Here is a 13,992-nt window from a genome sequence, read left to right as displayed (position 1 = left end):
ATAATTATTTGGTATTATTTTTCACTTTCATAAAACGAATCAATATCAATCCAATGGCAAAGAAAATCGTCATCGATAAAGCGGCGTAACGCATATTGTTGTAATATTCTATCAACGTTGCAAAGATGAAAGTTCCTAAGATAATGGCAATTTTTTCCAAGACATCATAAAAGCTAAAGAACGTCGTGTTGTCCATAGAATCCTGTGGTAACAACTTGGAATAGGTTGACCGCGACATCGCCTGCAAACCGCCCATCACCAAACCAATCACAGCAGCGATTCCGTAGAATTGATATTCTACATTCGGATTTTCTTTGTTCAAATAATAGGCTGAAAGACAAGCGCCAATCCACAAGGCAACGGTGATACTAATGACATTCTTGTTCCCTATTTTCTTCGATAACCAAGAGAAAAACAAAGCTCCGATAATCGCTTCGATTTGAATTAATAAAAGTGTCATTATCAATTTATCCTGCGCCATATTGATCTCACGCTTTCCAAATAATGTTGCCATTAGGAAAATCGTCTGCATCCCAACACTGTAGAAAAAGAAACTGGAAAGGAAGAATTTCAGATTTTTATCGGCAAAAAGATGACCACCGACTTTGAACAATTCGCGGAAACTTTGTTTGAATACATCGAAATAAAACCCGAAATTATCTTTCAAAACTTCGAAGAAACCACCTTGTTCTCTGTGACTTTTGAAGATATTTTTATAATTAAGCAAAACCAAATCTTTCGGCAATTGCTCCTTAACCTGACCAAATTGCGGTAAATGTTTGAAGGTATATTGAGAAAAGCCAAACCACCAAGCACCAGTCAAAAGGAAACTCACACGCGTATAAATCTGCGCCTGCTTAGGTGTTTCCGCACAAACCTGAATCAAAATCAAACAAATAATTACCAAAATAACTGAACCAATGTAACCGTAAACGTAACCTTTTGCAGAAAGCGCATCCTGCTTGTCCGGCGTTGCAATATCCGGCAAAAAGGAATTATAGAAAACCAAACTTCCCCAGAAACCGACACTCGCCGTAACGCTGAACAACAAGCCCAGCCAAACAGTTCCCATTCCTGTAAACATCGCCAATCCCATACAAGATGTCGCGCCCAGATAACAGAAAAACTGAAGGAAAGATTTCTTGTTCCCTATCGTGTCTGCCAGCGACGATAAAATCGGGGAAAGCAAAACGACAATCAAAAAGGAAAGCGTGAGAGAATAGCCATAAACCGTGTCTGGATGGTATTCTTTGCCAAATATCTTAATCATATGCGGCACAGCAACATCAATCCACTGTTTGGTTTCTGCAACATATTCTTTCTTTTCATACGCCGTCGTAAGAATTGCGTAATAAATTGGGAAAATTGTGGACGTGATGACCAAGGAATAAACCGAGTTTGCCCAATCATACAACGCCCAGGCGCGCATAATTTTCGGATTATTTTTGATTGAGTTTTCTGGAATTGTTTTTTCTATTTCGGACATTGGAAATAATTATTTAGACAAAAGTAAAAAAAGGAATTACAAGTTGACAAAAAAATGCGTTTGTATCAAAAATTTAATAACAAAAACCCTTTCAAACTTGAAATCTGAAAGGGTTTAAATTATATTTTAATTAATGACTATTACAGGTTTTCGATAACTATAGCCGTTGCGCCACCGCCACCGTTGCAAATTGCGGCCGCACCATATTTTCCGTTGTTTTGTTTCAAAACATTAATCAAAGTGACAATGATTCTTGAACCAGAACTTCCAAGCGGATGGCCGATAGAAACTGCGCCACCATTCACATTCACTTTTGAAGCGTCCAATCCTAAAACTTTGGTATTAGCCAATCCAACTACTGAAAAAGCTTCATTTAATTCAAAGAAATCGATGTCAGCTTTTGTTAAGTTTGCTTTCTTTAGTGCAATTGGCAAAGCCTTCGAAGGCGCCATTGTGAATCTTTCAGGTTCTACAGCAGCGTCAGCGTAAGAAATGATTTTCGCCAAAGGTTTCAATCCTAATTCCTCCATTTTTTCTTTGGACATTAGAATTAAAGCAGATGCGCCGTCATTTAATGTTGAAGCGTTGGCAGCGGTTACTGTTCCGTTTTCTTTTTGAAAAACTGTGCCTAATGTTGGGATTTTATCAAACTTAACCGCTTTATATTCTTCATCTTCCGAGAAAATAATCGGGTCGCCTTTTCGCTGAGGAATCGAAACAGGAACAACTTCATCTGCAAATTTTCCAGCTTCCCAAGCCGATGCGGCTCTTTTGTAAGATTGGATTGCAAAAGCATCTTGTTCTTCTCTCGTGATGTCGTTTTCTTTCGCGCACAATTCTGCGCAAACGCCCATATGCTGTTTGTTGTAAACATCGGTCAAACCATCTTTCAAAAGGCCATCCTGCATTTTGATTTCGCCTAATTTCACGCCATTTCTTCCATCAATATAATGAGGAACCATCGACATATTTTCCATTCCGCCAGCTACGATGATATCGACGTCGCCAGCTTTTATGGCTTGACTAGCCATTGTTACGGCTTTCATTCCCGAAGCACAAACTTTGTTGATGGTTGTGGAAGGTGTATGATTGGACAAACCTGCGCCCAAAGCCACTTGTCTTGCCGGAGCCTGACCTTCGCCAGCCTGCAAAACATTTCCCATATAGATTTCCTCAACCAAAACCGGGTCAAGGTTGATTTTGTCTAAAGCTCCTTTTACAGCCACAGTTCCCAATTGTGTTGCAGGAACCGTCGAAAGACTTCCCATAAAACTTCCCATTGGTGTTCTGACCGCTGATACAATGAATACTTCTTTCATAATATTTTTAATTTTTTTTGATTTAATATTAATTCTTAACACAAAGTGCACAAAGTTTTTTTTTTAACTACTAAATGTTTTAAGGTCACAAGGTTTGACTTTGTCAAATTTCAAAAATCAATTGTGCTCATTGTGCAAATCTTTGTGACTTTGTGGTTTAATGATACTTTTTCTTGATGCAATTAAAATAACCACTGCGCCCAGAAACTCGATGAACCATCCCAAAGATAATTTCACGATTCCGGCGAATGTGGATTGCCAGGGTTTGAAAGGTAAAAAACTGAAATAATCCAAAGATTTTAACTTAATGGCGACAATTGTGAAAACAAAAAGCAATATCATTAAAAATGACATTATTCTCACCAATTTATTTTTACCAATCAGGATGAAAACCAGCGTCAATAAAGAAAATCCCCAAAGTACGATGGCGAGTGTGTTATCTACTTTCCAATAGTTCCAGTTCCCAACAATTGGAATATGGACCAACGGCAGAAAACTGCCTGCCACAACCAAAAACAATCCGATTAACTGTAAATTTTTCATTCTTAAATCTTACTTGCCAATGTAAATAAAAATTCCTGACCGGCAAAAGTATGTTGATTTAAAATTTCATTGTTCAATTTATTTTTTTGACATTGAAATATTTAGATTAAATTGGACTTTTTATTAAATAAATCGAAAACTTTACTGGATATTCAAGAACAATTTTTATGCTATGATAAACGACAACATTACATTTTCAGGAATCATTGTAGCATTGTTGTGTGTATTGCTGATTGTTTCGAAGAAGACTAAAACCCATTCGGATTATTATCTGATATTGTGGATGATTATAAGCGGGAGCAATCTTGCTTATTATCTGCTTCCCTCGAATACGGTTAATGTTCTTCAGATTTTTGGCTTCACTCTGCCGGTTTTCAGTACTGCGATACTTTATCTTTATGTAATTTCTATAACGTTTAATATTCCATTTAGCTTTAAAGTAATATTGAAACATTCGCTGTTTTATATATTTTACAATTTGGTTTTTCTATCTATTTCATTTGGTTATGATAGAATTAATTTTATTAATAATATTCCATATTTAGGTGCGGAAAGAAACAGTTTTTTGCTAAATCTTCTCACTTTACCAATGGCGATAATTCCGGTTATTTATATTGTGCTTTGCTTTTTAGCTTTAAAAAAATATCAAAAAATCCTTCCCGAAAATTATTCTACACTAGACAAAATCAATCTGAACTGGTTAAAATGGATTGTTATTTCCTTAATCTTTATTTTTCTGATTGTCATTGCGATCATATCTTCAGGAACCAGATTTGATATAATCCGCACGCAGGATATTTTCAGCCTGGTAAGCAATATCCAGAGTATTTATATTATTTGCATTGTCTATTTCAGTTTGAGGCAAAGCATTGTTATCAATCAGAATATATCTTTAATTAAAATCGATAAGATTAAAGAAAAACCATTCACCACAGATGACAAAGCCATTGCAATTTCTGAGCAATTATTGGCTTATATGACCAAAGAGAAACCTTATTTAGATGAGAGTTTGAGCCTTACAAAACTATCTTCTTTAATTAATATTTCTACAAATCAGTTGTCTCAAATCATCAACCAAACGCTTAATACCAATTTCTACCAATTTGTAAACAGCTACCGTGTGGAAGAAGTGAAAGAGAAACTGAAAGAACCCAAATACAGCCATTATTCTATTCTTGGTGTTGCTTATGAATGCGGATTCAACACAAAATCAACCTTCAACAAAATTTTCAAGGAACAAACCGGGATGACACCTTCGGAATACAGAGGTCTTAATAAATAATTCGGGAGTCCGAATCTATAAATCCGGTCGAATCATACTTCCATATTTCTTGATGTTTGCAGAAAAAAAATATGAATTATTCAAATTTTCATCTTGCCAACATTATTGTTCACGTCATCTGTGGTTGCTTGGCTCTTTTATTAGGTTACATTCTATTAATAAAATCGAAAGGAACATTGTTTCATAAAAAGTTCGGAATTTGTTTTGTTTACCTTATGGTCATTGTGGTAATTACAGGAATTTTTGGCGTCATTATTTTCAAAAGGAATATATTTTTGCTTGTCATTACAATTTTGGTTGGATACAATACCTACTCAGGCGTCAGAAACATAAAAACGAAAACCAATCAATTTTATTTACAGGATTTGCTGGCTATGGTCTCGGCGATTGCCATCGTCTCATATTTCTGGTATTACCTGCAGGACATTGGATTTTACTGGAATCCGGTCATTATTTATTCTACCGTGGGTTATCTTTTTATGGTCATTTCGTACGACATTTTCCGCTATTTCATACCCAAAAATCGATATGGCAACTTGTGGGTCTATGAACATTCCTGCAAAATGATAAGTGCTTTGGGAGGTTTGACGGACGCTTTTATCGGAACTATTCTGCCAGATTACAAGCCTTACAGCCAGATTCTGCCATCCGTAATTACCACTTTTATAATGATTTACTTTGTGATAGATATCTACCGGAAAAATAAAATTTACAGATAACTATTTTAAAATAAAAAAGCACACTCCTAAAAGTGTGCTTTCGAAAATAATAAAAAGGTGTTCTATGAAAATGTTATGTTTTAAAAATCAATGTTCGCAATCTCGATTCCAACCTGGATTCCGTTTCTATTTGGGATATTCGCTTTGTCATTGAAAATCGGTGTGAAATCTTTCTTGATAAATAAATTAACACCACCATAACCAAAACTAAATTTCCCCCCGAACAAGAAAGCATTCACGCCGTCGTCCAAAGTATAATCATACTTTTTGAAGTTGCCATTTTCATTGTAATATTTGACTTTTACAATGCTTCTCGTATTGACACCGGCGTAAGCTCCTACTCCAACCTTCCACATTTTCTTTCTCACGTCCAGATATTGTTTACCGTCGTATTCTGTGTATTTTGGATTCAGATAAAGCTGGAATTCAACTGGTAAGGTCAGATAAACATTTCTAAGTTTTGAACGTTTCAAAGTACCCTGTTGAAAATCATCAAGAAACAATTCTGAATTGTCCTGAATAAAAACCTGCGGACGCTTTGGCATATAAGTGTCGGTTCTGTAAGCCAAACCATATCTCAAAATCCACGGACTCGTGAAACTTCCCAGCTGTTTGTCTTTTCTGAACTGAACCTCAACGCTGTGAGAATTTCCGATTCTCATTTCAGAATCATTCTCAAACGGATTGAAACTGCCTTTGTCTTTTGTAAGATTTGCGAAAGCGTAGCTGACAGTCAAAGTACTTGTATTAATATAATACTTAGGTGATTTAACTCTTTTTTTGAATTTAAACTTCAAACCATCAGTAGTTTCACAAGAAAACGAATTTCTATATTTAGTTGTATCTGGTTTTGTATTGTAAACAGAATTGGTAACCGCAGTTTTTGTAATATCTTCCAACTGAGTCTGTTCATTCTCTATTTTTTCATTGATAATTGTTTCATATTTTTTAGAAACCGCTTCTTTCTGCGCAATTTGTTCCGTTTTTGTAATTTTCCCAGACGAGAAAGCCTCATCAATTTTGTCCGTTTCAGATTTCATATTTGCGATACAATGGAATTGACTTTTTCCGTGTAGGATTTCATCTGATTATCGAGCGTAGTTTGGGCTGTAGCAAAGCTGGAAAGCATTGCCAAAAGTAAAATTTTGAATTTCATAATAGTTTATTTAGTTGTTATAGAATCTTTGTCGTAGAGCGTAATTCCAAAGAGTTTGATGCGTTTTGGATTGGGAAAATCAGAATCAATTTTAGGTTTTGAAACATTGATTCCCATTGCCGATTTCGGTGTTTCGGCTTTCGCTTTGTCTATTTCCACTCCGAAAAGTAAGTCCGATGATGACACGTATTTCACTTTCGGTTTCTGTGTGCTGAGCGAAGTCGAAATATCGTTTTGAGCCAATTTTTCTTCAGATTTAGGAATGATTTGTGGCTCATTATTTTTCACAATAACTTCTTTTTCAAAAACTTGACTTTCTTTTTTAGTTCCTTTTGTCATTCTGAGCGGAGTTGAAGAATCTTTATTTTCAACCACCAATCGTTGATTATCAATTTCAGCATTGTCAGTAGAAAATGATATTTGAATTTCGTTTGTATTTTCAGACTGCTGACGTACACTTGAAATTTGATTTTCGATTCGAGGAAATTTAAATTCCGGAGTTTCTTTCACTTTATTTTTGATATCAGTCATCCAAGAAATCCCACCAAAATTCAGAATCAAAATGATTACAGCAACAAATCTCCACCAAAAGACTTTCGGTTTCTTCTTTTTCGCAGGCACTTGGTCAAGTTTTTCTTCCAATCTATCCCAAAGACCGTCGGAAACTTTCATTTCCTTTTGTTCGTATTTAGATTTCAGATTCTGCATTTTGTTTCGTGTTTTGTTGATTAAAATAATCAGTTAGCCATTTTTTTGCTTTACTCAGCTGACTTTTGCTGGTTCCTTCCGAGATATTCAGGATTTCCGCAATCTCCTGATGTTTCTTTTCCTCAAAAACCGAAAGATTGAAAACCAATTTATAACCAATCGGCATTTCCCTGAAAATCACTTCCAAATCAATGTCCTGAGAAATAGCATCCACATCTTCCGTCTGTTCCGCAATAGAATCCGTAAATTCAGTTTCTGCATACAGGATATGCTTATTTGTCCGGATAAAACTAATCGCGTCATTCACCACAATTTTCCTCAGCCAAAACGGAAACGATTTGTAATTCTTACAATCCTCCAGCTTCGTAAAAGCCTTGTAGAAAGCATTCATCAAAACATCTTCCGCATCATCCCGATTATTGATGTAAGAATTTGCCACCGACAACATTTTCCCCGAAAACATCTCGAACAGGCGCTTCTGAGCCAGTCGGTCATTTTTCTTTGCTTTGGAAAAGATATGTTGTAAATCTCGATTCATTTTCTCTTTCTGACTATAAGACGGCAAAATACCAAAATGGTTGCCTCTGTTTTCAAAACAATTTGAAATTAATTCACAAACAACTGACTATCAAATAAATAAATTTAAAATAAAATCTCGCAGATTTAGCAAATTTTGCAGATCATCATCAAAAAATCAGCTCAATCAGTCAAATCTGCGAGAAACAAATTCCAATTTGGGCAATCCCCTCGCCCTTTCGAATGCCACCGCTCGGGTCGGGCTATCCGCTACAATCTTTTTTGTGGAAGAAGTTTCCCAATCTAATTAGAACATTTCCCAACTACAAAAAAGGATTTCCACTACTATCCCTATTGCGGAATTCGTCTTCAATTAAAATTTTTCTACAAAAATCAAATTTTTAAATTATTTCCATTTAAACGAAGTTAGAACCTAGTGCCTTAAAACATAAAGTGGCAAAAAAAGCCTCTGTGCCTTTGTGTTTAATTTGTAAGCCTATCATTATTTCCCAACATTCATCAATTTCTTCTTATTTTTGCAAAAATTAAAACAAACGTGGTAAACACAGACCAAATAAAAGATATCCAATCCAGAATAGAAGACCTGCACAAGTTCCTCCAAATCGAAAAGAAAAAAATCGAAATTTCCAACGACGACGAGAAAACCGCAGCACCCGAATTCTGGAACAACTCAAAAGAAGCTGAAGTGTTTCTGAAACAACTCCGTTCCAAGAAAAAATGGGTGGAAGGTTATGATGATATCAAAACAGAATTTGAAGACCTTCAGGTTCTGTTGGAATTTGCAAAAGAAGATCCGGATTCTGAAAAAGAACTGGACGAAGCTTTTCCAAAATTAGTTGAAAAAGTCGAAAATCTGGAATTCAAAAATATGCTTTCCAACGAAGGCGATGAGTTGTCTGCCGTTCTTCAAATCACAGCTGGGGCTGGCGGTACGGAATCTTGCGACTGGGCAAGTATGCTGATGCGGATGTACACAATGTGGGCCGACAAGCAGGGCTACAAACTTCGCGAACTCAACTTCCAAGAAGGCGATGTTGCGGGAATCAAAACTGTAACGATAGAAATCGACGGCGAGTTTGCTTTTGGATATTTGAAGGGTGAAAATGGTGTTCATAGATTAGTTAGAATTTCGCCTTTTGATAGTAATGCTAAACGTCACACGAGTTTCGTTTCCGTTTATGTTTATCCTTTGGTGGACGATACAATTGAGATTAACATCAATCCAGCTGACATCAGTTTTGAAACAATGCGAAGTTCAGGCGCTGGTGGACAAAACGTAAACAAGGTGGAAACTGCCGTTCGTCTTCGTCACGCACCGACTGGAATTATCATTGAAAACTCAGAATCTCGTTCTCAGCTTCAAAATAAAGAAAAGGCAATGCAACTCCTGAAATCCCGACTTTATCAAATCGAACTTGATGAACGTCTGAAGGCAAGAAACGAAATCGAAGCCGGAAAGATGAAAATCGAATGGGGTTCTCAAATTCGGAATTATGTAATGCAACCTTATAAATTGGTAAAAGATGTTCGCTCCGGACACGAAACTTCCGACGTAGACAGTGTGATGAACGGGAACATCACACCTTTCTTAAAAGCTTATCTGATGAATGAAGGGCAAGCTGGAAGTGGGGAAATGGATGAGTTGTAAACTTCTTTAGAAGAATTCAACCATTATATAAAAACATAAAAAAAGCCTCAGAAAATTCTGAGGCTTTGATTTTATATTTCAGTATTAAGGTCCCAATTTTCAAGATAATCGTTGACGTGTTTCAGGAACATTCCGCCCAAACTGCCGTCCACTACTCTATGGTCGTAAGAATGCGACATAAACATCTTTTGACGAATTGCAATCACATCTCCAAACTCAGTTTCGATAACTGCTGGTTTCTTCACAATCGCTCCAACTGCCAAAATCGCAACCTGAGGTTGAGGAATAATCGGTGTTCCCATCAGGTTTCCGAAAGTTCCAACGTTTGAAATGGTGTAAGTCGCACCTTGCGTATCAGCTGGCGTCAGTTTTTTGTTACGTGCTCTATAAGCTAAATCATTAATCGCTTTTGCCAAACCTGACAAACTCAATTGGTCTGCATTTTTGATTACAGGAACAATCAGATTTCCATCTGGAAGCGCTGTTGCCATTCCGATATTGATATTTTTCTTTTTAATGATTTTATCACCATCCACAGAAACGTTGATCATCGGGAAATCCTGAATCGCTTTCACGACCGCTCTAATGAAAATCGGCATAAAGGTCAATTTCTCGCCTTCTCTTTTCTGATAAGAATCTTTGTTCTTCGCTCTCCAAGTCACGACATTTGTCACGTCGGATTCTATGAAAGAAGTCACGTGTGGAGAAGTGTGTTTGCTATTTACCATCGCTTCTGCAATGATTTTGCGCACACGATCCATTTGGATGATCTCGTCGCCTTCGGAAAGTTGAAGGGTTGGAGCGTTTGAGGGTTTAGGAGCCGGCGCTGAAGTCTGAGCAGGTTGAGAAATAACTTGCTGTGCAGGAGCTGATTTAGTTTCAGTATTGGTTCCTCTATTTTTCACAAAATCAAGGATATCTTCTTTTGTGATTCTGCCTTCTAGTCCGCTTCCTTTGATATTTTTAAGTTCAGAATCCGAAATATTTTCCTGCTGAACAATATTTTTAACTAAAGGAGATAAGTATAAATCTGAATTCTGATTTGATGAATTTTCAAAAACATTCGTTAGTGGCTGTTCCAAAGTATTGATCACTTCCGGATCTGGCTGAGGAATCTGATCTTTAACTTCTTCATAAGTTTTTGATTCAGGAACTTCGGGTGATGAAGAATCTGCATCCGTTTCCAAAATCGCAATAGCTTCACCAATCTTTGCAACGTCATCTTTCTGTTTCAGAATCTTGATGATTTTCCCCGAAACTGGTGTCGGAACGTCGGAATCCACTTTGTCTGTCGCAATTTCTACAACAGATTCATCCTCTTTTACAAAATCACCTTCATTGAACATCCAGCTGATAATTGTTGCTTCCATAACGCCTTCGCCCATACTTGGGAGCAATAGTTTGTATTCTGCCATTGTCTTGTTTTTGAATTTTCCCAAAAATACATATTTTTTTATTAATTGTATAATTCTAATTTTTAAAATTTGTAACAGTCATTTTTTATAAATTTGAAATTAATTTTATTTTAAAAACCAACCCATGAACATTTACCTAAGTGCCATTATTCATATCAAGGAAAACTCTATGATGGATGCTATCGAATTATTAAAAAAACTTGTCATAGAAACCCGCAAGGAGAAAGGCTGTATTCAATATGATCTATTCGAAGACAATCGAAACAAAGGTGTATTTTTCATCCATGAGATTTGGGAATCCAATGACGATCTTCAAAGCCATCAGGTTTCTGACCACATGATGAAATTCCGACAAGGCATCACATCTTTTCAAGAAAAACAAAATATCGTGTATGTTGGAAACAAACTATTCTAATTACATTATAAATAAAAATTAAGTTAATAAATTATTCATAATTCAAATATTCGAAATTTGTTTGCGTTTTAACCATTAAAAAAGAAAATTTTCAATATTTTTGCTAATCTTTTTTAATTGAAAATAAATTTTAATAATGAAAATAAATCAACTACCTAAATGTGTTGGTATCGGTGCATTCTTTTTGTTTGCCAATCTCAATGCACAATCTAATGAAAGACTGATTAAAGATTTTATCAAAAACGATATCAGCGCGCGTGGCATCGAAAACGCCGAATTCAAAATCTTAAATGAGGACAAGTCCGCAAGTTTAAAATCTGACATTGTAAATGTTCAACAATATCATGGTAACACTCCTATTTATCATTCTTTAGCAAAAGCAATTATTCGTGAAGGAAAAGTCATTTCATTCAACAATAACTTTCTGAAGAAAAGTTTAAACGTTATCGATGACAGAATAGGCAAATCAGAAGCTTTATCCCATGCTCTTAGACACTTGAATGTAAGCAAAAACCTTCATATCGTTGATGAGAAAGGTGAGGAAATGATTAATTTACCAGATGATAAAGTGGCAAGCGTCCGTTTTTATTACGCAAAAGAAAATAGTTTAATTCCTGCTCAATTAATGGTTATCAACCAAACTGCAGAAAAACTGCATTATTTGGTATTAGTAAGCCTTACCGATGGCGAGATTTTGGAAAGCCAAAATATGCTAATTGAATGTAGTTTTGACGAGCACGCTTTTTCTGAAGAAACCGAAACACCAAACAATCATTTGTTAAGCCACATTTACAACCAGGAATCTAACAGCAAAGTTCAAAAAACAAATCAAACAAAAGCTGTTACTGATGCAAGTTACAATGTTTTCCCTTTTCCAATTGAGGCGCCAACATTTGGCTCAAGATCAATCGTTAACAATCCTTGGGATTTAAGCGCCTCACCAGAAGGCTGGCATTCTAATGGCAACACTACTTTCAATTATACAAGAGGTAATAACGTTTTTGCTTATGTAGATAATAATGCAACGAACTCAATTGGCTTTTATCCTACTAGCTCTACAACAGGTTCTTTTACTTTTGATTTTCCATATCAGGAAGGAACAACGATAAGTGCATATTATAATAAAAGTTCTTCTGTAACCAATCTTTTCTATGCAAATAATTTAATCCATGATATTTTTTACAAATTTGGATTTACAGAAGTAAATAGAAATTTCCAAAGTAATAATTTTGGGAAGGGAGGTGTTGGAAATGATGCTGTTTTTGCAGAAGCTTTTGATGGTAGTGGTTACAATAATGCAAACTTCAACCCTGGATTCGAAATGACTTCCGGCGCCGTACAAGCTCCTAGAATGCAAATGTATCTGTGGAATAATGGCATTGGCTTAAAACAAAGATTATTTTACAACGATGCAGAGTATGCCTCGAGACCACCTGTATTTACGGGACAACTTAGTTATTCTACCACAGGGGTTGGCAGGCTATTGATGGAAACCGGAGTAACAGGTGATGTTGCAATACCAGCTTTAAACTCTAATACAAACATAGCCGATGCATGTACAGCGCTCACAGCCAATAGTCTATCTGGAAAAATTGCGTTGGTTACATATACTGGTTGTTCTTTAGACACCAAAGTTAGAAATGCTAAAAATGCAGGCGCAGTTGGTGTTATTATTCATAGAACAATAACAAACGCAGGCGATGTAGGAATTAACGTTCCCGCTCCAGACATCAATATTCCGTCAATTATTTTAGGAACAGCTGAGTCCACATTTTTAAGAGATGAAATAGCAAATGGAAAAACGATCAATGTTACATTAAAAGATCTTGGAGTTGGATATAAAAACTCAAGTTTAGATAATGGTGTTGTCATTCATGAATATGGTCATGGTATATCCAACAGATTAACCGGCGTGGGCTATAGCTGTTTAAGTAACTTAGAACAAATGGGTGAAGGATGGTCTGACTTTTTTGCATATATGTTAACAAATACTCCAGAGGACAGTTCTTCTACAGCGAGAGGTATAGGTACATATTCTTCTAACCAGACAACAACAGGAACTGGTATCAGAACTTATAAATACTCAACAAACATGAGTGTTAACCCATTAACATACAAAAACACCAATACAACAGGCGGTCAACCTCACGCAGTTGGACAAATTTGGGCAACAATGCTTTGGGACCTTCATTGGAAAATGGCAGAAAAATATGGTTACAACTCAGATGTAACTGCAGATCCAAATTCTGGAAGTGCGAAAACACTTCAGCTAGTAATGGATGGATTGAAACTTCAGCCATGTAGTCCTAGTTTTGTTTCTGGTAGAGATGCTATCTTACAAGCAGATGCCTTGAATGGAGGCAATGATAATTGCCTTATTTGGAATGTTTTTGCAAGAAGAGGTTTAGGACAAAGCGCTTCTGCAGGAGCTGCTAACAACATAACTGATCAAGTTGAAGCCTTTGATGTTCCGGAAGGATGTATCCTTGGTACTGATGATATTGTTAAAAACAAATCTTTTGGAATCTACCCTAACCCTGCAAAAGGCGAATTCTTCATCAAAACTGCTCCAACAGTTGGAAGTGCAACTGTAAAAATTGATATCATTGACTTGAGTGGTAAAGTGGTAAAATCATTAGAAAGAAAGAAAAACAGTTCAGATTCTGTTTCTACACAAGGTCTCATAAAAGGAACTTACCTTGTGGTGATCACAGAAAATGGCAAATCTGACGCACAAAAATTGATCGTAGAATAATCTGCAAAT

The 13,992-nt window shown here is 36.2% G+C and carries 12 protein-coding genes; 5 read left to right on the top strand and 7 right to left on the bottom strand.

Going from position 1 to position 13,992, the window contains the following annotated elements; genetic code table 11:
- Positions 1 to 4: 4 nt before the first annotated feature.
- The 3 genes from IO90_RS07785 to IO90_RS07775 form a co-directional block, all read right to left on the bottom strand.
- Positions 5 to 1,486: an MFS transporter gene (locus IO90_RS07785; RefSeq protein ID WP_034965587.1), complete on the bottom strand. Its 1,482-nt coding sequence runs from the start codon at positions 1,484 to 1,486 to the stop codon at positions 5 to 7.
- A gap of 140 nt (positions 1,487 to 1,626) precedes the next feature.
- Positions 1,627 to 2,805: an acetyl-CoA C-acyltransferase gene (locus tag IO90_RS07780; protein WP_034968706.1), complete on the bottom strand. Its 1,179-nt coding sequence runs from the start codon at positions 2,803 to 2,805 to the stop codon at positions 1,627 to 1,629.
- Between the two features lie 117 nt (positions 2,806 to 2,922).
- Positions 2,923 to 3,348, bottom strand: a complete 426-nt coding sequence (locus IO90_RS07775) for a hypothetical protein (RefSeq protein ID WP_034965586.1) — start codon at positions 3,346 to 3,348, stop codon at positions 2,923 to 2,925.
- Between the two features lie 172 nt (positions 3,349 to 3,520).
- Between IO90_RS07775 and IO90_RS07770 the strand changes: the two genes are divergently transcribed.
- Together IO90_RS07770 and IO90_RS07765 are read left to right on the top strand one after the other, a co-directional pair.
- Positions 3,521 to 4,630 (top strand): helix-turn-helix domain-containing protein, encoded by a 1,110-nt coding sequence (locus IO90_RS07770; protein WP_034965585.1) that lies wholly within the window; start codon positions 3,521 to 3,523, stop codon positions 4,628 to 4,630.
- 71 nt (positions 4,631 to 4,701) lie between these two features.
- Entirely contained in the window at positions 4,702 to 5,349 is a 648-nt protein-coding gene (locus IO90_RS07765; protein WP_034965584.1) for a hypothetical protein, read from the top strand.
- A gap of 80 nt (positions 5,350 to 5,429) precedes the next feature.
- Here the strand turns inward: IO90_RS07765 and IO90_RS07760 are convergent, their stop codons facing one another.
- The 3 genes from IO90_RS07760 to IO90_RS07750 form a co-directional block, all read right to left on the bottom strand.
- Entirely contained in the window at positions 5,430 to 6,389 is a 960-nt protein-coding gene (locus IO90_RS07760) for a PorT family protein (RefSeq protein ID WP_228374657.1), read from the bottom strand.
- 122 nt (positions 6,390 to 6,511) lie between these two features.
- Positions 6,512 to 7,213 carry a hypothetical protein gene (locus IO90_RS07755; protein ID WP_034965583.1) on the bottom strand — a complete coding sequence of 234 codons (702 nt, stop codon included), beginning with the start codon at positions 7,211 to 7,213 and terminating at the stop codon, positions 6,512 to 6,514.
- A complete protein-coding gene (locus IO90_RS07750; protein ID WP_034965582.1) occupies positions 7,194 to 7,751 on the bottom strand; it encodes an RNA polymerase sigma factor in 558 nt (185 codons plus the stop codon). The genes IO90_RS07755 and IO90_RS07750 overlap by 20 nt, the downstream gene beginning before the upstream one ends.
- 534 nt (positions 7,752 to 8,285) lie before the next feature.
- Between IO90_RS07750 and prfB the strand changes: the two genes are divergently transcribed.
- Positions 8,286 to 9,398: a peptide chain release factor 2 gene (gene prfB / locus IO90_RS07745; protein ID WP_034965580.1), complete on the top strand. Its 1,113-nt coding sequence runs from the start codon at positions 8,286 to 8,288 to the stop codon at positions 9,396 to 9,398.
- Positions 9,399 to 9,469: 71 nt separating this feature from the next.
- On the opposite strand, the gene IO90_RS07740 is transcribed toward prfB, so the two are convergent.
- Positions 9,470 to 10,813, bottom strand: coding sequence for a dihydrolipoamide acetyltransferase family protein (locus IO90_RS07740; protein WP_034968703.1), 1,344 nt, complete (start codon positions 10,811 to 10,813; stop codon positions 9,470 to 9,472).
- 124 nt (positions 10,814 to 10,937) lie between these two features.
- On the opposite strand from IO90_RS07740, the gene IO90_RS07735 reads away from it, so the two are divergent.
- On the top strand, positions 10,938 to 11,228 hold the full coding sequence (locus tag IO90_RS07735; protein WP_034965579.1) for a putative quinol monooxygenase: 291 nt from the start codon (positions 10,938 to 10,940) through the stop codon (positions 11,226 to 11,228).
- Between the two features lie 136 nt (positions 11,229 to 11,364).
- The gene (locus IO90_RS07730) at positions 11,365 to 13,983 is read left to right on the top strand and encodes a T9SS-dependent M36 family metallopeptidase (protein WP_051878406.1); all 2,619 of its coding nucleotides are present in this window, start codon (positions 11,365 to 11,367) and stop codon (positions 13,981 to 13,983) included.
- Positions 13,984 to 13,992: the final 9 nt, after the last annotated feature.

The organism is Chryseobacterium sp. FH1 (genome assembly GCF_000735135.1).
Classification (GTDB): Bacteria; Bacteroidota; Bacteroidia; order Flavobacteriales; family Weeksellaceae; genus Epilithonimonas.
Note: the sequence above shows the minus strand (reverse complement) of the source record. Positions and strands in the feature narration are given on the sequence as shown.